Below are 21,671 nucleotides of genomic sequence, written 5' to 3' on the forward strand. Positions count from 1 at the left end.
CTGTACATGTATTTGTTCTGATTGATCGTCAAATGCTATTAGTTACGTATGCTTTTTATAGTGTTGTTGACTACAATCACCAGAACAGTTTTTTAACCGTCAAAAAAGAAGAGTAAATACAATGAGCAAAATTAAAACACTTTTATTAGGCGCGGGTATTAGTTTAGCCGCAAGCTTGTCATTTAATGCAGCTGCTGCAGATGGTGCTGCACTTTACACTGCTAAAAACTGCCAAACGTGTCACGGCGCAGAAGGTAAGGCACCTATTATGGGCATGTACCCTAAATTAAATGGTCAAAATAAAGACTATTTAGTTGCACAAATGAAAGACATTAAATCAGGTGCGCGCAGTAATGGTATGTCTATGGCTATGAAAGCTATGGTAGCAACCGTAACAGATGAAGAGTTTGCTGCAATTGCTGATTACCTTGCAAACGTAAAATAATAAACGCAGTTAATTATTTTTATTAAAAAGCAGCCACACCTAGTGTGGCTGTTTTATTTCCTGATTGCTATAACCTAAATACTAATTTAGACTTCTAAACATCTATTGCGCAATTGATCTTATGTGTATTTAAAGGCTTATTATGTTTGATTTACCCCAGCTCGATTTAAAAAATAAAGTATCAGCACAAGAATGGCAGCTACGAGTTGATCTAGCAGCCTGTTATAGGTTGGTGGATCATTTTCGTTGGGGCGATTTAATTTACACGCATTTATCGGCGCGGATACCGGGCAGTGATCATTACTTAGTGAACGCCTTTGGTTTAACCTTTGATGAAATCAGCGCTTCTAACTTAGTTAAAGTAGATTTAAGCGGCAATATTATTGACGACACGCCATTTAATATTAATCCAGCTGGCTTTACTATTCATAGCGCAATTCATGAAGTACGCGACGATGCGCATTGTGTGATTCATTTACACACGAAAGAAACCATAGCTGTTGCTACACAAAAAAATGGCTTATTGCCACTAAGTCAGTATTCCATGTTCTCTTTGCCGTCGCTTTCGTATCATGGTTACGAAGGGTTAGCGGTTAACGATGATGAACGAAAACGCTTACAAGATGATTTAGGCAATACTAACCATATGTTGTTAGTTAACCACGGTGGCTTAACAGTGGGGCCAACGGTGGGCGATGCTTTTATGCGCTTTTATGATTTACAGCGCGCCTGTGAAATACAGCTCGCTATTCAAGCCAGTTCGCAGCAGGCTATTAGCGTCCCGCAGCCTATAATCGACAATATTTATAATCAAGCAAATGTAGTGCACAGTGGTAGTACTGGCGGGCAGTTAGCGTGGCCAGCTATGCTGCGCAAAGCGTACCGACTTGATCCTAGTTTTGCAAAATAACCATTTAAAGGTTAATAAGGAATATTCATGAAAGTAAATCGCGTTGAAGTGTTTGATATTCATTGCCCAGATCGTCCTGCTTGGACTCCAGTATTTGTACGTATTCATACTGATGAAGGTATTAGTGGTGTGGGTGAAGCGGGCCTTGCATACGATTTAGGCCACAGCGCTGCTGCCGCTATGATCAAAGAAATGGCCGATGCATTTTTAATTGGCCACGACCCATTTCAAACCGAAAAGCTTTGGTCGCGTATGTTACGTGAAAGCTTTTGGGGTTTAGGTGGTGGGCCTGTTGTATATGCTGCAATGAGTGCGATTGATACTGCTCTGTGGGATATTAAAGGTAAAGCACTGGGTGTACCTGTGTATCAACTACTTGGTGGTAAGGTTAACGATAAATTACGCACTTATGCATCGCAACTACAGTTTGACTGGGATAGCGAGTTTAAAGCATTAGTGCAGCCACAAGAATACGCCGAAGCGGCTTTAAAAGCGGTTGCCGAGGGTTACGATGCAGTCAAAGTAGACCCAATTCAGTACGATAAAGACGGCAATACTTACTACGATCGCACTAATATTATTTCCCGCGCTGAAATGAAGTTGTACCGTGCGCGTATGCAAGCGATTCGTGAAGCGGTAGGCGACGAAGTTGATATTATTTTTGAATGCCATAGCTTACCAGGGGTGACTTCGGCAATTCAATTGGGCGAAATAGCGAAAGAATTCGATTGCATGTTTTTTGAAGAACCCGTTAACTATTTAAACCATTCATTGCATGCCAAAGTGGCTGATAAAGTGGCCGTGCCAATTGCTGGTGGTGAACGCTTGTATAACCGCTGGGGTGTACGCCCATACTTAGAAGATCAAAGTATTAATGTATTGCAACCCGATATTGGTTTATGTGGTGGTTTTACCGAAACGAAAAAAGTGTGTGACTACGCCGATATTTTTGATGTGCGCATTCAAGCGCATGTATGCGGCGGGCCAGTAGCGACTGCAGCTTCACTGCATTTAGAAACAGCCATTCCTAACTTTTTAATTCATGAGCATCATACTTATGCGATTAAAAAATGGAACCGTGAGTTGTGTCTGCAAGATCCTCAACCTAAAAATGGCTTTTTTCAAGTGTCGGAAGAGCCAGGTATTGGTATTGAATTAAACGATGAGATTGTAATGCGCTCGCAGCGTGTAGAAATTAAATAGTTTTAGCATACAGATTAAAAAGCCGCGTAGTGATAGCTCACTACGCGGCTTTTGCTATTTGGCGTTATTGTTATAGCTGATTAATTTTACACTGCACGCCTTTTAACTGCTGCGTTGCTTTGCTATCAAGATGGCGAACAAAGCATTGCTTGCCTTTAATCATTAACTCAAACTGGTCGGGCATATTAAGCTGCTTACCCATAATAGGATTACCCATGGAGTCTTTATGGTTGAGTTTATCGAGCGTCACAGTACTGTTAGTAGTAAATACATCATCGGCTAATTGCACTTGTGAGCTATGCAGCAAGCTGGCAATAGCATTAGCTACTGCTATGCTATTAGGTGTTACTAATAGCGCATGCTGCAGCTTAGGAGTTGGCTCAGCGCTTTGTGCTAAGCAGCCGCTGAGTGCGGTTGTTATAAATGCGATTACTGTAAGTCGGCGTACTTTCATGGTTTATCTCATGTTATCGCTAAGAATAGTATTTTGCTCAAGCAAGGTTTGAATTCGCGTATCTTTTACTTCAGGCGAATCAGTTGTAATAGCAGGTGCAAAACCTTGTTTACTGTTTATGGAGCTTGGCGCAGGGCAGCTACCGGTATTTCGATAGTTAAGCGCTGTTTTAAGCAGTGCTTCATTGGCATTACCTAATGGCTGAGAAAAGTCATCGGCAAGCGCACAACCATTTAATAATACGGGTTGAAAAGCGTTATCGATAGTGTTTTTTGGCGCAAAGCCATCAGCATACTCGCCAAAACCTTTATTATTTATACCGCTAAACTGAATGGTAAAATAGGTGGTTGCGCAGTTATCGGTAGGATAAAAGCCATAAGGCTTGCCACAGGTACCAGAGCCTATCTGGATCACTTCAATGTCGGCGCCGCGCAGACCATTAATAATGGCTTCGCTTGCTGAACAGGTGCTGCTAGTCGTGAGAACAAATACGCGGTTTAGGTTTAATGTTGGCAGTGCGCTACCGGGCACAGTTGCAGGGTTATCAGCAAATCCCACAAACTGATTAGTAAACGGCATTGGGCTAAGTGTTTGCCCAGTTACCGGGTTGGTATTTGGATTTTTATCGTTAAAAACAGTACGCTCAAACACTTTTCCTTGGGTGTTCGCGCGGCCCGCAATCATATAGGCTACTTGGCTGGCCATTTGTAAAAAGCCGCCGCCGTTATAGCGTACGTCAATCACTAAGTCTTTAATATTACTTGCTGCAAATTGGTTAAATGCATTGTAGAGCTGATCTTCAGCAATCGCATTATGGCTATTAAACTGAAAATAACCCACATCGCCATCGGCTAAGTCGGTACGCACATTGACTACCGGTTGCGAGGTAATATTTTGCGAGGTGAGTGTTACGGTACGGTTTTGGTTAGTATTTATGTCTTTAAATACAAACTCGGTCGTTTTACCTGTTTGCTCAGGAAACAAACTTGCACTAATAAGAGCAACTTCACTGCTGGAAGTCGTATTTACAAAATCAATGCCATCTACTGCAACAAGTTCAAAGCCACGAGCAAGGTTTTGATTACTCGCAGGTGTATTTGGCTCGGTATAGCTAATAACGGCTTGGCGTGGCGCGCTGCGAGCAAGTATTTTTATATTAAAGCCATAGCCATAGGTTACCCCTGATTGACTTTGGCGCTGCCACTCATCGGTAGGTAAGTTAAAGTGGTAGTTATCTTTTTTAGCGCCCGAATCGGTCAGTTCATTGGTTTTTAAGGTGTTAAAATAAGCAACTACGCCGCTTGTAAGCGCTGGATCGGTATCTATTATCTCATCGTACCAAAGGTAGGTTTCGTTACTCCACGAACGCAGCCAGTTTTTTTCATTACTTGCTTGGCATTGTCCTTTAAATTGGCTGGCACTGGCAAATACCCCTGCGCTCCAGCTATTGGTATTGCTATTAGGAGTAAGGCCCTCGCTATCGCTACCGCCGCCACACCCAGATAAAACGCTAAGCAGTGCTAAGGAAGCGAGTGTTGTTGTTTTTTTGTCACGAATTTTAGAGTGCATATAAGAAGCTCTATTTTTAAACGATTAATTTAAATATAGCGGCTTTTATTTAGAGTTGATAGCAGTGTTTAGCGTTTTTATAGCTTAATTGCTGCCAAAGCGCTTGGTTACTACATAAGTTAAAGTGTGCCTGCCATAAGTCGTTATATTGGGTATTGATTTGGCAAACGGGGAAGTTACTCGCAAACATTATTCTTTGCTCGCCAAAGTGTTGCAAAATAATATTAAAGCACTGTGCTTGCTGCCCGCTATTGAGCTTAAGTAACTCAAATCCCGAAAACTTAATTGCAATGTTATGGTACTTGGCGAGTAATTTAATGCCTTGCTGCCACGCTGGCATATTGTGGGGTAAACCTGCGTGATTAAGTATAATTTGTAACTGTGGAAACTGTTTGGCGTATTGAGCAATTTGCTTAACTATAATATGGTTTTCAAGCTCAAACTGGGCTTCAAAATGTAATTTTAACTGCTGTAACGTTTCAAAGTTATTGTAGCAATTACTGCTGAGCAAACGTTTGGCGTCATCACCTTGGGTAATATCTCTAATGCCCGCTAAGCTTGGATGGGAAAGGTTACTGAGCGCATGGCTAAATAGCTGATTGCTTTGATCAATCTGGGCAAAACTAACGGCTTTGTAAGTAATGCCAGCCAAGTGCTTGGTGAGCCAGTTAAGCTCGTTTATAGGTGCGCTGTTATCAAACCCCGCTTCAATATGCACTAAGCCTGCAAGTTTAAAGTCGCAATCTTGCATTAATTGCGCAGCACTGATCGGCTGCTTTATTTTGTCTAAGTTAGGCCATGGCGGCGGGTTAGCGCCTTGTAACCAAGTATATTGCCCCTCAAGTAGATTAAAAAAATGCACATGGGGGTCAATAATAGCACTACTCATTGCGCTGTATAACCACCGTCAATACTTTGCAAGCTACCGGTGATAAAGCTTGCATCATCGCTGACTAAAAAATTCACTAAAGCGGCTACTTCATCAGCTTGGCCTAAACGGTTAAGTGGCTGCAATGCCGCCTCTTCGGCTACTGTTTGTGCTTTATTGGCACCACTGTTTTTACAGTAAGCGTCTATGGCGTTATGAAATAACGGTGTTTCTATAGTGCCAGGGCACACGGCATTAGCCCTAATATTAAAACTCGCGTAATCAAGCGCGGTGGTTTTTGCCATAGAAGCAAGGGCGTGTTTAGTCAGGTTATAAGCAAATGAATTTTGTTTACCTATAATTGCCTGATCTGAGGCTATAAGCACAATAGCGCCGTTGTTTTGGGTTTTCATTATTGGTAATACACTTTGCACTGCCGCATACGCGCCTTTTACATTAAGCGCAAATAGTGCATCGAGAGTTTGCTCATCGGTACTTTCTATGTTGGCGCTTAAATGTTTTCCTGCATTAGAAACAAGTACATCAATGCGCTGCGTTTGCCCAACTATGGCATTAATACAACGACGTACAACAGTGACATCGCTTACATCACAATGATGAAACTCACCAAAGTTACTTGGTGTTATATCAAGGTTATGTACTTCATAGCCGCTTGCTAGTAAGCGTTGTACTACCGCTAAACCAATACCTTTGGTGCCGCCGGTAACAATAGCCACTTTTGACATACTTGCTCCTTTATTTGTTATTACTTTTTAATTAGTGAGAGTGACCACATCCGCCTGCTGCATGCACATGGCCGTGCGATACTTCTTCGCTGGTGGCTTCACGTACCGACACTACTTCAACATCAAAAGTCAGTGTTTTACCTGCAAATGGATGATTTAAATCACAATCGGCATTAAAGCGGCCTACTTTAATAATAGTTACCTGATGACGACCTTGATCCGAGCTTACCATTGCGGTCATGCCTGGTTTCCATACTTTAACTTTGCTTTGTGTTTGTAAATGCTTTAACGGAATGCGTTGTACTAAGTTATCAACACGTTCGCCGTATGACTCGCTTGGCGCTAATGTAACGCTAAACTTTTCGCCAGCGGCTTTGCCTTCCAGCGCATTTTCTAAACCAGGAAGCATGCCTTCGCTGCCATGAATATAAGTAAGAGGCGCTTCGTTAGTGCTGGTTTCTATTTGCTCACCGGCTTCGCTAAGGGTGTAATGAAATTCAACGGCTGAATTTTTACTAATTTGCATGCTTATCTCTTTAAATTTTGACTGTATTAGTTAGAGCGTAATTTTACGCGAAATATGTTTTTTTAGAAACTTAACGTGGCTGATTTAATGTTTTTTGTAGATCTAACAATAAATCTTTTTTAATTGTTGTTACTTGAGGCTTTTCGGCCTGAGGAATAAATAACACTAATTGAATACCTGGTTTGAGCATACTCGACGCCGACAGTTTATTCCATTTAGCTAGGTCACTGTGCGGCACATTGTAAAGCTGACTAATGCTCCACAAGGTATCGCCTGGTTGCACTTCATAGTCTATTTCGAGTGTTGCAATTACCACTTCTTGATGCTCAAGGTAGGGGCTAATTTTATAATCAATAGTCAATGATTCCGGAAGTGTTTTGGGCTGGCCAACAAGTAATTTTTCACCAATGCCAATTAAGTTGTTTTGTTTATTATTAAGTTGCTTTAAGGCACTTAAAGGCATGCCAAAGCGCCTAGCAATACTGTAAAGCGTATCGTTTTGTTTAACTATGTACTCTCCAGCAAAGTTAGTTTTAAAAAACGAGCTGTTTAATAGTGCCTGTTGCTCAATTGGCAGTAATAACGTATGCGGACCATTGGGTGAACTTTGATTTTTTAAATACCCTTGATTAAGTGCATGTAGCTGCTTAGAGCCTACTCCAGAGAGCTTGGCAATGATTGAAAAATCAAATTGTTGGCCTACATTCATATGGGTGGTCAATGCTTTGTAAGCGAGCTTTGGGCGTTTAAAACCTTGTTGCGGGTGTTTAACTAAGTAGCTTAGTGCCAGTAACTTGGGTACATAATCGGCGGTTTCTTGAGGTAATTTTAGCGACCAGTAATCAGTGCTTTTACCGTGCTTTTTATTTTGTTTAATCGCGCGTTTAACTCGCCCTTCACCGCTATTATAAGCGGCGAGAGCGTGCAGCCAATTGCCATCAAAGCGTTTATATAAGTAACTTAAATACGCCAGTGCTGCGTCGGTGGCGGCAAGTACATCTTGGCGGCCGTCATACCATTGATCTGACTTAACCCCAAAATGATGTGCAGTTGCTCCTACCAGTTGCCATACGCCAACAGCTTGCTGCGATGAGTGTGCAGTGGGTCTAAATCCGCTCTCTACAAAAGGCAGCAGTGCTAACTCTATTGGTAGTTGCTGTTGTTCTACCTTTTTTACAATATGGTATAAATACGGAGCGGCTCGTTTGCTCATAACTTGCAGGTAATCGGGTTGCTGCAAATACCAATTAATACGCTTTTTCAGCGCTTTATTTTGTTCAATAGGAAAATGCAGATTATTAGCGATATGCTGCCATAAGTCAGTTGTTTTGGCCGGTGGCGTTATTATCTTATTTTTTGTATTTTTAGGCGGCGTTATGCGTAAGTTAGTTTTTGTGCTTTGCGGTGTTTTTAATTCACTAGGGGCGCTGTAACTTGGCTTAAAGTGAGTAAATATTTGCGGTGCTTCTATAGGCTCTGGCTTGGTGGTTTCACAGCCAAATAAAAAAACACCTAAACAAGCTAAAACCAAACTGCGCATAACATTCACTTCTATTAAAGTCCTTTTACTATTTTAACACAGTCCGTTGTGTTGAGTTATTTTGCGTTTATCGCGCGAATTAATCCTGCTTGTAAAAATAAATTACTCGACTTGGCATTAAGCGACTCTTGCATGTAGGGTTTAATCGCGACATCAGGAAATGACAGCATTAATTGCTCTATTGTTTGCCCACTATTATTAGCTACATGCTCTGTAATGGCGGTTAAAAATGCGTGCGACTGCTGCAGTTGCGACTTATTAGTTAGTTCACCATGACCAGGAATTATAGTTTTTAGCACTGAGTCATTAATATATTGTTGTAGCAGTGCGCGCCAGCTGCTTAGCTCGCCGTGGCCAGGGTAGGGAAGCCAGTCAACAATATCTCCACCAATCAAAGTGCTGCCACTGTTAGTTGTAATGGTTAAATCGCCATTGGTATGTGCTTGGTGGGCGTTTAAAGTAATTTCAAAATTGCCTAAGTCTAATGTTTTATTGGTGTTTATGCTTATTTCAGGTGCATTGAGTTGATATTTTTGCCAGCGGAATAGGCGCTGTTTAGCGCGTTCTAACTTTGTACGCCACTGCGCTTGCTCATTTTCGGGGAGTGTTGCTAAGCGTTGGTAGCTAAGCTCAATGCTTTTTTCGAATCCTTCTAGCTTATCGTTAAATGCTTGCTGATAAAGGGCAAAGTCAGTTTTTACTTGCTGATGGGTAATTAATTGCGCATCGGGGTAAAAGTGCTGCATTACAGCCATCCCCAGCAAATGATCGTCATGAAAATGAGTGGCCACTAAGTAACACAAAGGTGTTGTTAAGTGCTTTTTTAAATCGCTAGCAAGTTGTTCTACTGCAGCAAAGTTGCCGCTGGTATCTACTAACAGTGCGCATTTACTACCTTCAATTAATACTTGGTTTGAGTCGTAAAAACGTAGTTTATGCTGTTGTTTTAAAAATTGAATATTGGGACTTATTTTCTCCCACGTAACATCGGCGTTAGCATTGGCTGCAAAATAAAAAGAGTTAAGCAGTAGTAGGTACTTACTTAATTTAAATAAACGCAGGGCTGACTTCATATAACGCTCTCTATTATGGTTTAAAAGCTGCGTAATAAATAAAAGCGCTCTAGGCGCTTTTATTTATTATGTTTAGAGTCATTTGATAAGTGCTGACTCAACTTATCAATGAGTTGATCTTGGTGTTGCAGATCAACGGCTTTTATAGTCTTTGCTTCTAGCAATTCGTGGCTTAAATTTAAGGCTGCCATAAGTAGGGCATTTTGCTCATTTTTAACAGTAGAGCGTTGTTTCATTTGCTCAACCAAATCATTGAGATTTTTAGCTGCCGCTTTAAGTGCCTCTTCTTGCCCAGGTGGGCAAGCAAATTGCTGCTCTTTACCAAGCAATTCAACAGTGACTCGCTGGTTTTGCAGCTCAGACATTAGCTAGCCTGTTGTGCGCTTTGTAACTTATCAAGCAGGCCAGATAAAGTAGTGCTGGCATCTTTTTGCTTTTCTTCGTTTTCAAGGGCTTCTAATTGCAAAAGCTCGTTGTCGTCAGCGAGTTTACTATTTTGTTCTTTTAAATTAGAAACATCAGCTTGTAATTGATTATTACGCTGAATTAATTGGTCGATCAGTTGTTCGAGTTGTTGAAGAGTGTTGTTATTCATAAAGGCGCTCATATAACTGTAATTAAGGTAATGCAAATGTAAAGCAAAGTTTGTTTATTTACCAGCATTTACGCTGGTTTTAGCTGATTTTTATTCTCTGTTAAGGGATAATTCAGTGTATTGGCTTTTTCATTCAGAAATGGTTCATTTTAATGGCCGCTTATCAGGGGATAGGTTGTCAAAGTACAGTGCTTATGGTTCACTGTTTTTATTAAATAGCGTATGGCGAAAATAAATAATGCTTAGTTACAGACACTCATTTCATGCCGGAAACCCTGCCGATGTACTTAAACATTTAGTGTTAGCACAAGTGTTAGGTTACCAAACTTTAAAAGATAAGCCACTGGATTATATAGACACTCATTCGGGTGCGGGCTTTTTCGAATTAGCAGCGGCCGATGCACAAAAAACACAAGAGTATCAAGACGGCATTGAAAAACTGTGGCAACACACTAGTAAGCACTCAGCTTTAAACGACTACATTGCACTGATCAAATCGTTTAACCAAACAGCCAATTTAGAGTTTTATCCGGGTTCGCCAAAAATTGCGGAACACTTTTTACGCCGCCAAGATAAAGGCTGGTTTTTTGAGCTGCACCCACGTGATTTGTTATTACTAGAGGAGAACATGCAAGGGAAGCGTTCGATTCGAGTACGTGGCGAAAATGGTTTTGCTGGTTTGGTTGGCTTATTACCCCCTGCATCGCGTAGAGCCTGCGTGTTAATAGACCCACCTTATGAAGTCAAAGACGATTACGACACTGTTATTACTACGTTGATGCAAGCGTATCAGCGCTTTGCTACAGGCACATACATGATTTGGTATCCTGTTGTTGACCGTAGCCGCATTGACAACATGGAGCAAGACCTAATTGACTCTGGCATGCGTAATATTCAATTATTTGAGCTAGCTACCAAAGCCGATACCGACGTGCATGGCATGACTGCCTCGGGGATGATAGTAATTAATCCACCGTGGAAATCAAAACAGGTTATGGATGAGGTGTTGCCAGAGCTGGTGAGTATATTGAGTGAATCAAGTGGTTTTTATCGCAGCGAGCAGTTAGTCGCAGAGTAACCCACATAGCAAAATGCCCAGTTAAACTGGGCATTTTAATTATTACTGCAGTTATTTTAGTTAAAGTAAACGGCTTTAAAGGTAGCTAGTTGCTCACCTTTTTCATCTTTTAAGCTCAAGGATTCGCCATTAACTTGCCACTGCGCAGCTTTACTTAGCATGCTAGACATTGCAGCTTCTTGATCCATGTTTTCATGACACATTTTTTGCGTTGCCGCTATGTGATCAAAAGTCACCGTTTGCTCATTAACTTCATAACCACCGTTAAAGTTATTGCAGCCTAAAAATCCATGCACTTTGCCATCATTACTAAATTGAATGAAAGGTTCTTTTGTTGTAACCGTAACATTATCGCCAGCTAAAGTGATTGCTTTCCAATATGTATTTGCTAAATCAACATCTGGTTTTTGATCTACTTTTGTAACCACAATTTTGTACGGGCTGGTTTGTGCATCTGCTGCGAATGGGTTGTTATTGCTTGTGCTGGTGTAGAGTAGCTCACCATTATTTTCAATACGTGCACTAACGCTGTAGCTAAGTGCTTTATTAATTTTGTTAGTGTCGTAGGCAAGCTCTACTGTATAAGGAGGACCACCATTTAAATCAATAACCTGCTGGCTAATAACGGTTGCTTTAATATCCATTTTAGATACATCGGCAAGTGTTACTGTTAGCTGTGAATTAGGCGCCAACATGCTGCGATCAAGGTAACTAACTTCAGTTGTTAGCGTTGCTGTTGACTCTGCCTGTGTTGCCTGTGCAGTGTTCTTAGCATCATCACATCCAGATAATACCAATGCGCCACTGGCTAAGAAGCTGATCCCTGCTACCGATTTTAAAATTGAACTTGGCTTACGTTTAAACATCGTTGTTCCTTTAATACTAAATTAGATGATTTTAAATGATGATAGTGCTTAGTTACTTAATCAAGGCTTAATTGAGGAGTAAAAGTTTGGCTTAGTGATTGTTACAACGCGTAAAAAAGGGCGCTTATGCGCCCTAAATAAATATTTTTACTTTTTAACAAACTTGGTCAGAATTACAATACGTTGACCATCAACACGCCCTTCTATATGTTCAGGATTGCTGGTTAAGCCAATATTACGTACCGCAGTACCGCGCTTAGCGGTTAGGCTGCTGCCTTTTACATCTAAATCTTTAATTAGCGTTACGGTATCACCGGCTTTAAGTACTACGCCATTGCTATCAAGATGTTTTAAGTCGTCATCTTCAGCAAGTACTTGTTGAGCCCATGTTAGGGCATCTTCTTCTAGATAAATCATATCTAGGGCGTCTTGTGCCCAGCCATTGTCGGCAGCTAAGCGGCTCAACATACGATAAGCCACTACCTGAACTGCAGGAGTTTGGCTCCACATGCTGTCGTTTAAACAATGCCAATGGGTAGGGGTTAGCTCAGCGGTGTCTTCAATTTGATCTTTACATACTTGGCAAGTGTAAATGCATTTATCTGAGTGGGCTTCTTTAACTGGCGGAACTTCGTACACAGATAAAGTATCTGTTGCTGCACATAATTCACATTGGTTATTACTACGTTCTACTAAGGCTTGTTCAATGCTCATATAGGAGGCTCTTATGCTGTTTTTACAAAAATATTATGTGGTTATTATACCTCCATCTGGGCTCTTTGTGTACATTTGCACTAAGGATTAGCGCATATCCATATAAAAAGTATGGTTATATCTTGTTTGTAACTGCAAATTACAATAATTAAATACAGCAAACTCGGTTTAGCATTGAGCAAGACGCAGCGTTTAAGTTTGCGTATGATAAGCGCATGATGGTTTATTTTTTTGATATGTTATGCGCTTACTTCTCCCTATAGTTAGTATTTTAATTGCTTTAGCTTTATTGGTTCCCGGTGTTACCCAGCCTGTATTATCCCTAGAGGGGAAAATAGATAAGTCTAAATTAGCGCAAACAGGCATTGAGATGATTGCCGATGAAGGCGACCGCAACACTCGAAACATGCTGATGATGGCATCAAGCATGTTTGGGTTAGATAAGCTTGAAGGTGAGATAAGTGCTTATCAAAAAACACGCAGCATTTGGGGAACGGTTAACGAACTGGCTCATAATAAAAATTATTTAGTGGCGGTGTTGGTGGCTTTTTTCTCAATTGTAATACCGACTATTAAGTTACTAATGCAATTAGTCTTTTGCTTATTGCCAGCGAGTAAGTTTAAGCAAAATCTGGGAGTAACTATTTGCGTTTTGAGTAAATGGAGTATGGTAGATGTGTTTGTTATTGCACTTATTGTTACTTACCTTGCAGGCAATGCCGAGGGTGAAACCGGTGGGCTAATTAAAATGCACGCCGAACTGGGGAATGGCTTTTGGTATTTTACCGGTTATTGCTTATTTGCCATTGCCGCGAGTAGTTTTATTAAAACCGATGCAAAAAATATATAAAGGTTTGTATTAACTATTCAGTTATCATAAACTTCGCTAGAACCTAGAACCTAGAACCTAGAACCTAGAACCTAGAACCTAGAACCTAGAACCTAGAACCTAGAACCTAGAACCTAGAACCTAGAACCTCAATAAGGCAACTTTTTGCAACGCATTTACTCTAGTTTACTGATCATCGCTATGTTACTCACGCTTGTGGGTCAGGCTGTTGCGTCTGTTGCTATGCTATGTGAAATGCCGCACATGAGCCAAACACAGCATGCTGCAACTAATGTTGCAACTGAAAAAGTACATCAGCAAATGTCAGTCAGTATGATGAATATGGACTGTTGCGATGATGCAGCAACCGAGCAAGAATGTAATTGCCCAATTAATGCTTGTTCAGCGTACTCAATGTTGAGTGTTGATGGTTTATTTAGCACCCCACTGATTATTTCTGAAAAAATACAGCTCTATCCCTCACAAAACCAACACCATTTAGTCAGCTCGCTATACCGCCCCCCTATGTCTGCTTAATTGCAGGATAGGTGTACCTAAAATTAGGTCAAGTCGTTTAATTCACCTTTTCTGCCTCTAAATTAATCTTTTAATTTTAGTGGAGTAAGTGATGAATCACTTTGCAGTATTTAAAGTCAGTTTTTTAGCGCTAATGCTAGGAACTGCAATCTCAGCACACAGCAATGAACTTAGCCTAGATGAGGCGCTTTCGTATGCGCTAAACCATGAGCCTTGGCTAAAGGCAAGCCAGTACCAACAAGCCTCAGAGCAAGCACAAAGTATAGCCGCAGGTAGTTTGCCTGATCCGGTATTAACTTTGGGTTTAATGGGCGTGCCAACCGATGGTTTTGCTTTAGATCAAGAAGGTATGACGCAGCTAAGTATTGGTGTAAGCCAAATGTTTAGTCGTGGCGACAGCCTAGCATTAAAACAGCAAGCCTTAGCACAATCTGCGCAGCAACATCCTTGGTTGCGAGCCGATCGCCTTGCACAAGTAAAAACAATTGTTATTGAATCATGGCTTAATGCGTACAGAGCTCAGCGCAGCATTGCGCTTATCGAACAAGATAAAGCCTTATTTTCGCAACTGATTGATATAACCGAATCAAGTTATGCCAGCTCGCTAGGCAAAACTCGTCAGCAAGATATTATTCGCGCTCAGTTAGAGCTCACTCGCCTAGAAGATAAATTAGTAATGCTAGCGCAGCAACTTGAAAGTGCTAAAAAACGGCTGTCGCAATGGTTGCCAATGAGCATGCTAACTCAACCAGTAAGTACTAAAAACACAGCTATTGAGCCGTTAATTAGTTTTACCACGCTGGAATTTGAGGCGCTAATGTCGTTACTTATGGCGCATCCCGCGATTGTTGCTATTGATCAAACAGTAACAGCTAAGCAAACAGAAATAGCGCTCGCAAAGCAAAGTTATAAGCCGCAGTTTGGAGTAAATATGGGCTATAGCCATCGAGGTGATACGCCTATGGGAGACTCACGAGCCGATTTACTCTCTGTTGGGGTAAGTATTGATTTGCCGTTATTTACTAGTAACCGCCAAGATCAGCAAGTTAACGCTGCAATAGCGACAGCTGAAGCAGTTAAAACTCAAAAGTTAATAGCGCTACAAAAGTTAAAAGGGATGTATTTCAAAGAGTTTAGCCAATTAATGCAGCTACAAAAACGCGATACGCTTTATCAAACTAAGTTATTACCGCAAATGGCAGAGCAAGCCCAAGCCACACTCAATGCATACACGCGGGACGACGGTGATTTTTCAGAAGTTATGCGTGCTCGTATTAGTGAGCTTAATGCCAAAATTGACGGCTTAAATATTCAAATAGACCAACAAATTATTATTGCTCGTCTAAATTATTATGCCAGTAGCCAAGACGCTGCTGTGATGCTTGAGCAATTAGGAGAGCAAAATCGTGAATACTAATTTAAAACTATTAATAGCAGCTGTAGTGGGTGGTGGAGTAACGGCATTAGTATTATCGCTTATGCCCGCGAGCAATACTGATATTAAAGCAAGCACAGAAAAACAACCACTGTACTGGGTAGCACCCATGGATAGTAATTATCGACGTGATGAACCCGGGCTTTCGCCAATGGGCATGGATTTAGTGCCTGTTTACGATGAAGCACCAGGCAGTAGTAGCAATTTAGATGGCCCAGGTGCTGTGACTATTTCGCCAGCGGTGGTTAATAATCTCGGGGTAAGAATCGCCAAAGTACAGTACAAAGCGTTACAAAATGAAGTTAAAACGGTTGGCTATGTGCAATATAATCAAGATCAACTTATTCATATTCACCCCCGTGTAGAGGGCTGGTTAGAAACGCTTTATATCAAAGCAGCAGGCGACAGTGTTGAGCACGGTGAGCCACTTTATACCTTGTACTCACCGCAATTAGTGAATGCCCAAGAAGAGTTTCTATTAGCGCTCAATCGTAACAACCAGGTGCTAATTCGCGCAGCTAAAGCACGCTTAAAGTCACTTAATATATCGGATGATTTTGTAGAGCGGCTGCAAAAAAGTAAACAAGTAATGCAAAACATTACCTTTTACGCCATTCAAAGTGGCGTAGTTGAGGAGCTAAATGTGCGCGAAGGTTTTTATGTGAAACCCGGCACCACTATGATGAGTATTGGTAAGCTTGATGAGGTATGGGTTGAAGCGCAAGTGTTTGAGCGCCAAGCTGAGCTAATTAAGATTGGCCAGCCAGTAAGCATGACGCTTGATTATTTAAGTGGCCAAAGCTGGCAGGGTAAAGTGGATTATATTTACCCAACACTCGATGCTAAAAACCGGACCTTGCGAGTGCGCCTGCGCTTTAATAACGAAGGCCATAAACTTAAGCCTAATATGTTTGCCCAAGTAAATATTCATACTCAAGCCAATAAAGCGCAATTAGTAGTCCCTAAAGAAGCGGTGATCCGCACCGGTAACCAAAACCGTGTAGTGGTTGCCTTGGGCGAGGGGCGTTTTAAATCTGTGGCTGTAGAAATGGGCAGAAGTGACAGTAAAAACACCGCAATATTATCAGGAATAATGGCAGATGATGACGTGGTGGTTTCGGCGCAATTTTTATTAGATTCAGAATCAAGTAAAAGCTCAGACTTTAAACGTATGCAAGCCCCTCAAGCTGTTAGCTCTGTATGGAGCGAGGGCATTGTTAATAGCATTATGGCGGAACATCGTATGGTTAATATTAGCCATGAGCCGATAGCTGAACTTGATTGGCCTAGTATGACAATGGACTTTACGGTTGCTGATGATGTTGACTTTACTGCTTTTGAAAATGGCCAAACATTACATTTTGAGCTGACTAAGCAAGCTGATGGCAGTTATGTATTAACGGCTATTCATATAATGAAAAGCACAGTAACAAATAGCGAAAAAAATACAGCAACTGTTTTGGGCACAATTAACAGTATTGATAAAGCACAGCGCATAGCAAATATTAGCCGTGGTGCAATAGAAAAATGGGGACGCGAACCTGCAAGGCTCGATTTTACCTTTGCAGATGATATAGATTTAACCGCACTTGCAGCGCAGCAACAAATAAACTTTACCTTTAGTTTGCAGCAAGGGGAGTTTGTGATTAGCCACATAAATGGTGAGCACTCTACAAGTGCATCAGGTAATCACACTATGCAATTGCATAACGCGCATTAGGAGGCAATATGATAGCTGCAATTATACGTTGGTCCGTTCTTAATCGCTTTTTTGTGTTGTTACTGACCGTTATTTTAATTGGCGGGGGCTTATTTGCTGTTAAAAATACCCCAGTTGATGCCTTGCCCGACTTATCAGATGTGCAAGTAATTATTAAAACCTCGTATCCGGGGCAAGCACCGCAAGTAGTGCAAGATCAGGTTACTTTTCCACTTACCACCGCAATGTTATCGGTGCCAGGAGCGCAAACAGTAAGGGGCTTTTCATTTTTTGGAGACTCTTACGTATATGTAATATTTGATGAAAAAACCGATTTGTACTGGGCACGTAGCCGAGTACAAGAATATTTAAGCCAAGTAGCGAGCCGCTTGCCAGCTACAGCCAGCGCAGAGCTTGGCTCCGATGCCACCGGTGTTGGTTGGATTTACTTATATGCACTGGTAGATAAAACTAATCAACACGATATTAGCCAATTACGCAGCTTACAAGATTGGTTTTTAAAATTTGAATTACAAACCGTACCTGGCGTATCTGAGGTTGCCTCAGTAGGGGGCATGGTAAAACAGTACCAAGTTACGGTTGACCCCGATAAGTTACGAGCTTATGGCATTCCACTGAGCTTAATTCAAACTGCCATTGCCCAAGGCAATCAAGAAATGGGCGCATCGGTAGTCGAAATGGCCGAGGCTGAATACATGGTTACTAGCACCGGCTATATTAAAAGTGTCGCCGATTTAGAAGCGATTCCTTTAGGTGTAAATACTAATGCCACACCACTGCAATTGCGTGATGTGGCCGATATTCGTCTAGGGCCGCAAATGCGCCGTGGTATTGCCGAACTTAATGGCGAAGGCGAAGTGGCTGGTGGCGTAGTGGTAATGCGATACGGTGAAAACGCGCAAAAAACCATTGAGCTGGTAAAAGCAAAGCTCGAGTCATTAAAAAAAGGGTTACCAGCGGGAGTTGAAATTGTACCCGTGTACGACCGCTCCAACTTGATTAAAGATGCAGTTGATAACTTAAGCAGTAAATTACTCGAAGAGTTGGTTGTGGTTGCTTTGGTTTGCATTGTATTTTTGTTTCATGTGCGCTCATCTTTAGTAGCGATTATTACTCTACCGCTGGGTATTTTAACAGCATTTTTAATTATGTATTGGCAAGGTATTAATGCCAATATTATGTCGCTTGGCGGTATTGCCATTGCAATTGGCGCTATGACCGATGGCGCTATAGTGATGATTGAAAATATGCACAAACATATGGAAAAAACCCCACTAACCGATGAGAACCGCTGGCAAGTGGTGATCGATTCGGCCAGTGAAGTCGGCCCCGCATTATTTTTTAGCTTAATGATAATTACGGTAAGTTTTATGCCGGTATTTATTTTAGAGGCGCAAGAAGGGCGTATGTTTGCCCCGCTGGCGTACACTAAAACCTATGCTATGGCTGCCTCTGCTGGGCTTGCAATTACTTTAGTACCGGTGCTTATGGGTTACTTTATTCGCGGCAAAGTAATTTCAGAGCAAAAAAATCCGGTTAACCGCATGCTGGTAAATGCTTATAAACCATTACTTAACGCAGTACTTAAGTTTCCTAAAGCAACTTTGGCCTTAGCTACGTTGATTGCAGTGATTGGCTTTTATCCTGTAAATAAAATGGGGAGTGAGTTTATTCCCCCCCTTGATGAGGGCGATTTAATGTATATGCCAACTACTTATCCAGGTATTTCGATTGGTAAAGCGCGGGAGTTGTTACAGCAAACCGATAAATTAATTGCCACTGTGCCAGAGGTACTAACTGTATTTGGTAAAGTAGGGCGAGCAGAAACCGCCACAGATCCAGCGCCGCTTACCATGATAGAAACCTTTATTCAGCTCAAGCCTAAAGATCAATGGCGCGAAGGTATGACCCTAGATAAACTCAAAAAAGAGCTAGATAGTTTAGTGAAGTTTCCTGGGGTAACTAACGCATGGGTTATGCCAATAAAAACCCGTATTGATATGTTAGCAACCGGCATTAAAACCCCGGTGGGGATTAAAGTTGCTGGCCCTAAATTGAGTGAAATTCAAAAAATAGGTCAACAAATTGAAAGCATTTTAAAAGATGTACCGGGTACGGCATCCGTTTATTCTGAGCGAGTTGCTGGTGGGCGTTATATTAAGGTAGATATAAACCGTGAAAAAGCGGCGCGCTATAGTTTAAATATTGCCGATATACAGCAAGTTGTAGCTACTGCTATTGGCGGCACAAATGTCACCCAAACCGTAGAAGGGCAAGAGCGCTATCCGGTAAATTTACGATACCCGCAAGGTTACCGCGATTCACCTGAGGAGCTAATGTTACTTCCTATTGTAACTCCAGCCGGGCAGCGTATAGCTTTAGCCGATGTTGCTAAGGTATTTATTGAAGATGGCCCAGCCGGAATAAAAAGTGAAAATGCCCGCTTAAATGGTTGGAGCTTTATTGATATAGAAAATATTGATATTGGTACATATGTAGAAAACGCCCAGCAAATTTTGCATGAGCAATTGATACTACCAGCAGGATATTCAATTACCTGGGCTGGGCAATATGAATATATGCAGCGTGCTAAAGATAAGCTTGCTTACGTATTACCACTAACGTTAGCCATTATTGTAGTGCTGCTGTATCTGAACTTTAGAAGCTTTGCGGAGGTATTGATTATTATCGTTACTTTACCGTTGGCGATGATTGGCGGAATATGGCTAATGTACCTAGAAGGCTTTAACTTTTCGGTGGCTGTTGGGGTGGGCTTTATTGCACTTGCAGGGGTGGCCGTAGAAATTGGGGTGATCATGCTGGTGTATTTAAATCAGGCCTACCAAGAAAAAATTACCCAAGCACAACAAACTGGTGTGCCGCTTAATTATGAGCAGCTTAAGCAAGCAATAACAGAGGGCGCAGGGCTAAGAGTACGCCCCGTAATGATGACAGTAGCTACTATAGTGATAGGTTTATTACCGGTACTTTATGGCACTGGCACGGGCAGTGAAATAATGAGCCGCATAGCAGCGCCTATGGTAGGGGGTATGTTTAGTGCGGTTGTTTTAACCTTATTAGTTATACCGGCAACGTATTTATTGTGGCGCAAACGCGACCTATAATATTTACATTGGTTATGTAACTTATACTGAAAAACAGTATTAAGTTACATAGCCTGCAAATTTGCTATTGATATTGCTCACTTTTTTATATGGCACGATTTACGCATTACTATGTTTACTCAGCTTAAGTAAGGAATGCAGATGCAAGTTAAAACAATTCAACAAATGTATGACTGGACTATTTTGTTTCATACACAAATGGCGGCCAACTTTTTTAGTGTGCGGGAACTATTAGGTGAGCATAATACTCAATTAGTTGATTACTGTACTAAATACGAAAAAAAACTCGCTGAAGATTTAATTGGCTTTAAAGCAATCACCACCATAAATACGTTAGATACCTACTGCTATGAGTATTTTGCAGAAAATCCAGAGCTACTGAATTTTACTGATTTAGATCGAAGTACCCAATTAGATGAGCAAGCTATTCAGGGCTATTTGTCTGATCAGCATCAAAAAGTAATAAATGCTTATGAGTACTTAGAGGGAAAAACACAAACTGCAGACGGTAAAGAAAAACTCGGACAAATACTGCAGCTTGAGTACCAAGGATTAAAACAAATGGTACAAAGCATAAACCGACATATAGATATGTAACCTGATCTCCGGATAATAAACTTATCTTAAGCAGCTATTTTCAGCGCTAACTGTGTTGAATTTTCTTGCAATAGGCCAGCTATTGACGCGTAAATTCGCCTTATTTTCACTGAAAATCTCTAGCTAGAGAAAATACAGTTAAATATAACTATGATTCAATACGTTAGTAAATCTCTTAACCAGAGTTCAGGTTATGTAAATTTATATACAGTTAAAACTAATAAAAATAACGGCGCTACACTATGGTGTGTAGCGCCGTTATTTTGTTAAACCTTTTCTACATCAACAATTAAGTCGCTTGTTATCGACTCTAATGCATTAATTACTTCTTCTTTATTCAACCCATTAGGTAGTGTTACTGTAGCAACAGCACTAAAAATAGGCACGCCCCAATTAGGTGCGCTTTGTTGCCTTGAGTTTAAGTGAGTAATATTGGCTCCTTTATGACGAATTACACTTGCAAGCTCTTGCACAATACCCGGGCGATCGTTACCGGTAATAACAAAGTTAAGTTGCTCACGTGTGGCGGGTTCTATTTCTGTATTGCCTGTTTCAATACGTACATCAAGTTTAGGCAGAGCATTGAGCGCATTTTGCAGTGCCTGAAAATGCTCTTCGCTAACTTCAATCTGAATAATTCCTGCAAAGTGACCGAGCAAATGGCTCAAGTTGCTGCTTAGCCAGTTGCCATGATTTTCTAAAATAACGGATGAAATGCTCTCTACTAAACCAGGACGATCTTGTCCTAAAATGGTTATAACCAACTGCTTCATAAATAGTTCTCTTCTTTAAAGCCCAAATAAGGTAATGCATAGGCATTAAGTGTTGTTTAACTCTATTC

Annotated in this window: 22 protein-coding genes; 10 read left to right on the forward strand and 12 right to left on the reverse strand. The window is 41.2% G+C overall.

Annotated features, from left to right (window positions below):
- Positions 1 to 121: 121 nt before the first annotated feature.
- From RB215_RS01405 to RB215_RS01415, 3 genes are all read left to right on the forward strand, one after another.
- Positions 122 to 445 (forward strand): c-type cytochrome, encoded by a 324-nt coding sequence (locus RB215_RS01405; RefSeq protein ID WP_011326998.1) that lies wholly within the window; start codon positions 122 to 124, stop codon positions 443 to 445.
- Between the two features lie 142 nt (positions 446 to 587).
- Positions 588 to 1,355, forward strand: coding sequence for a class II aldolase/adducin family protein (locus RB215_RS01410; protein WP_011326999.1), 768 nt, complete (start codon positions 588 to 590; stop codon positions 1,353 to 1,355).
- Between the two features lie 27 nt (positions 1,356 to 1,382).
- Positions 1,383 to 2,558 (forward strand): mandelate racemase/muconate lactonizing enzyme family protein, encoded by a 1,176-nt coding sequence (locus RB215_RS01415; RefSeq protein WP_011327000.1) that lies wholly within the window; start codon positions 1,383 to 1,385, stop codon positions 2,556 to 2,558.
- Positions 2,559 to 2,628: 70 nt separating this feature from the next.
- On the opposite strand, the gene RB215_RS01420 is transcribed toward RB215_RS01415, so the two are convergent.
- From RB215_RS01420 to RB215_RS01460, 9 genes are all read right to left on the reverse strand, one after another.
- Positions 2,629 to 3,012, reverse strand: coding sequence for a hypothetical protein (locus RB215_RS01420; RefSeq protein ID WP_011327001.1), 384 nt, complete (start codon positions 3,010 to 3,012; stop codon positions 2,629 to 2,631).
- A gap of 3 nt (positions 3,013 to 3,015) precedes the next feature.
- The gene (locus RB215_RS01425; RefSeq protein WP_193038832.1) at positions 3,016 to 4,581 is read right to left on the reverse strand and encodes a S41 family peptidase; all 1,566 of its coding nucleotides are present in this window, start codon (positions 4,579 to 4,581) and stop codon (positions 3,016 to 3,018) included.
- A 49-nt stretch (positions 4,582 to 4,630) separates the two neighbouring features.
- Complete coding sequence (locus RB215_RS01430; protein WP_179807607.1) at positions 4,631 to 5,470, reverse strand: amidohydrolase; 840 nt, start codon at positions 5,468 to 5,470, stop codon at positions 4,631 to 4,633.
- On the reverse strand, positions 5,467 to 6,195 hold the full coding sequence (locus RB215_RS01435; RefSeq protein ID WP_182679060.1) for an SDR family NAD(P)-dependent oxidoreductase: 729 nt from the start codon (positions 6,193 to 6,195) through the stop codon (positions 5,467 to 5,469). Before RB215_RS01435 ends, RB215_RS01430 begins: the two co-directional genes overlap by 4 nt.
- 31 nt (positions 6,196 to 6,226) lie before the next feature.
- Positions 6,227 to 6,721: a peptidylprolyl isomerase gene (locus RB215_RS01440; protein ID WP_011327005.1), complete on the reverse strand. Its 495-nt coding sequence runs from the start codon at positions 6,719 to 6,721 to the stop codon at positions 6,227 to 6,229.
- A 70-nt stretch (positions 6,722 to 6,791) separates the two neighbouring features.
- Positions 6,792 to 8,261: a transglycosylase SLT domain-containing protein gene (locus RB215_RS01445; protein WP_309216709.1), complete on the reverse strand. Its 1,470-nt coding sequence runs from the start codon at positions 8,259 to 8,261 to the stop codon at positions 6,792 to 6,794.
- Between the two features lie 56 nt (positions 8,262 to 8,317).
- On the reverse strand, positions 8,318 to 9,334 hold the full coding sequence (locus RB215_RS01450) for an MBL fold metallo-hydrolase (RefSeq protein ID WP_011327007.1): 1,017 nt from the start codon (positions 9,332 to 9,334) through the stop codon (positions 8,318 to 8,320).
- 59 nt (positions 9,335 to 9,393) lie between these two features.
- A complete protein-coding gene (locus tag RB215_RS01455) occupies positions 9,394 to 9,699 on the reverse strand; it encodes a cell division protein ZapA (protein ID WP_011327008.1) in 306 nt (101 codons plus the stop codon).
- Positions 9,699 to 9,929 carry a cell division protein ZapB gene (locus RB215_RS01460; protein ID WP_011327009.1) on the reverse strand — a complete coding sequence of 77 codons (231 nt, stop codon included), beginning with the start codon at positions 9,927 to 9,929 and terminating at the stop codon, positions 9,699 to 9,701. Before RB215_RS01460 ends, RB215_RS01455 begins: the two co-directional genes overlap by 1 nt.
- Before the next feature lie 238 nt (positions 9,930 to 10,167).
- On the opposite strand from RB215_RS01460, the gene RB215_RS01465 reads away from it, so the two are divergent.
- Positions 10,168 to 11,007: a 23S rRNA (adenine(2030)-N(6))-methyltransferase RlmJ gene (locus RB215_RS01465; RefSeq protein ID WP_309216710.1), complete on the forward strand. Its 840-nt coding sequence runs from the start codon at positions 10,168 to 10,170 to the stop codon at positions 11,005 to 11,007.
- Positions 11,008 to 11,063: 56 nt separating this feature from the next.
- Here RB215_RS01465 and RB215_RS01470 read toward each other — a convergent pair whose 3' ends face one another.
- Entirely contained in the window at positions 11,064 to 11,873 is an 810-nt protein-coding gene (locus RB215_RS01470; protein WP_011327012.1) for an META domain-containing protein, read from the reverse strand.
- Positions 11,874 to 12,020: 147 nt separating this feature from the next.
- Complete coding sequence (locus tag RB215_RS01475) at positions 12,021 to 12,587, reverse strand: alkylphosphonate utilization protein (RefSeq protein ID WP_086994814.1); 567 nt, start codon at positions 12,585 to 12,587, stop codon at positions 12,021 to 12,023.
- A gap of 241 nt (positions 12,588 to 12,828) precedes the next feature.
- Here RB215_RS01475 and RB215_RS01480 point away from each other — a divergent pair, with 241 nt between their 5' ends.
- The 6 genes from RB215_RS01480 to RB215_RS01505 all read left to right on the forward strand — a co-directional run bounded on the left by RB215_RS01480 (position 12,829) and on the right by RB215_RS01505 (position 20,830).
- Positions 12,829 to 13,437 carry a paraquat-inducible protein A gene (locus tag RB215_RS01480; RefSeq protein ID WP_309216712.1) on the forward strand — a complete coding sequence of 203 codons (609 nt, stop codon included), beginning with the start codon at positions 12,829 to 12,831 and terminating at the stop codon, positions 13,435 to 13,437.
- Between the two features lie 144 nt (positions 13,438 to 13,581).
- The gene (locus tag RB215_RS01485; RefSeq protein WP_011327015.1) at positions 13,582 to 13,953 is read left to right on the forward strand and encodes a hypothetical protein; all 372 of its coding nucleotides are present in this window, start codon (positions 13,582 to 13,584) and stop codon (positions 13,951 to 13,953) included.
- A gap of 91 nt (positions 13,954 to 14,044) precedes the next feature.
- Positions 14,045 to 15,370, forward strand: a complete 1,326-nt coding sequence (locus RB215_RS01490) for a TolC family protein (protein ID WP_011327016.1) — start codon at positions 14,045 to 14,047, stop codon at positions 15,368 to 15,370.
- A complete protein-coding gene (locus RB215_RS01495) occupies positions 15,360 to 17,108 on the forward strand; it encodes an efflux RND transporter periplasmic adaptor subunit (protein WP_309216714.1) in 1,749 nt (582 codons plus the stop codon). The genes RB215_RS01490 and RB215_RS01495 overlap by 11 nt, the downstream gene beginning before the upstream one ends.
- A gap of 8 nt (positions 17,109 to 17,116) precedes the next feature.
- Complete coding sequence (locus RB215_RS01500; RefSeq protein WP_309216715.1) at positions 17,117 to 20,233, forward strand: efflux RND transporter permease subunit; 3,117 nt, start codon at positions 17,117 to 17,119, stop codon at positions 20,231 to 20,233.
- A 141-nt stretch (positions 20,234 to 20,374) separates the two neighbouring features.
- Positions 20,375 to 20,830 carry a hypothetical protein gene (locus RB215_RS01505; RefSeq protein WP_011327019.1) on the forward strand — a complete coding sequence of 152 codons (456 nt, stop codon included), beginning with the start codon at positions 20,375 to 20,377 and terminating at the stop codon, positions 20,828 to 20,830.
- Positions 20,831 to 21,096: 266 nt separating this feature from the next.
- Here RB215_RS01505 and RB215_RS01510 read toward each other — a convergent pair whose 3' ends face one another.
- Entirely contained in the window at positions 21,097 to 21,603 is a 507-nt protein-coding gene (locus RB215_RS01510) for a glycine cleavage system protein R (protein WP_011327021.1), read from the reverse strand.
- Between the last annotated feature and the right edge of the window lie 68 nt (positions 21,604 to 21,671).

Origin of the sequence: Pseudoalteromonas sp. HL-AS2 (assembly GCF_031198805.1) — a bacterium.
In the GTDB taxonomy this organism is placed as follows: Bacteria; Pseudomonadota; Gammaproteobacteria; order Enterobacterales; family Alteromonadaceae; genus Pseudoalteromonas; species Pseudoalteromonas nigrifaciens.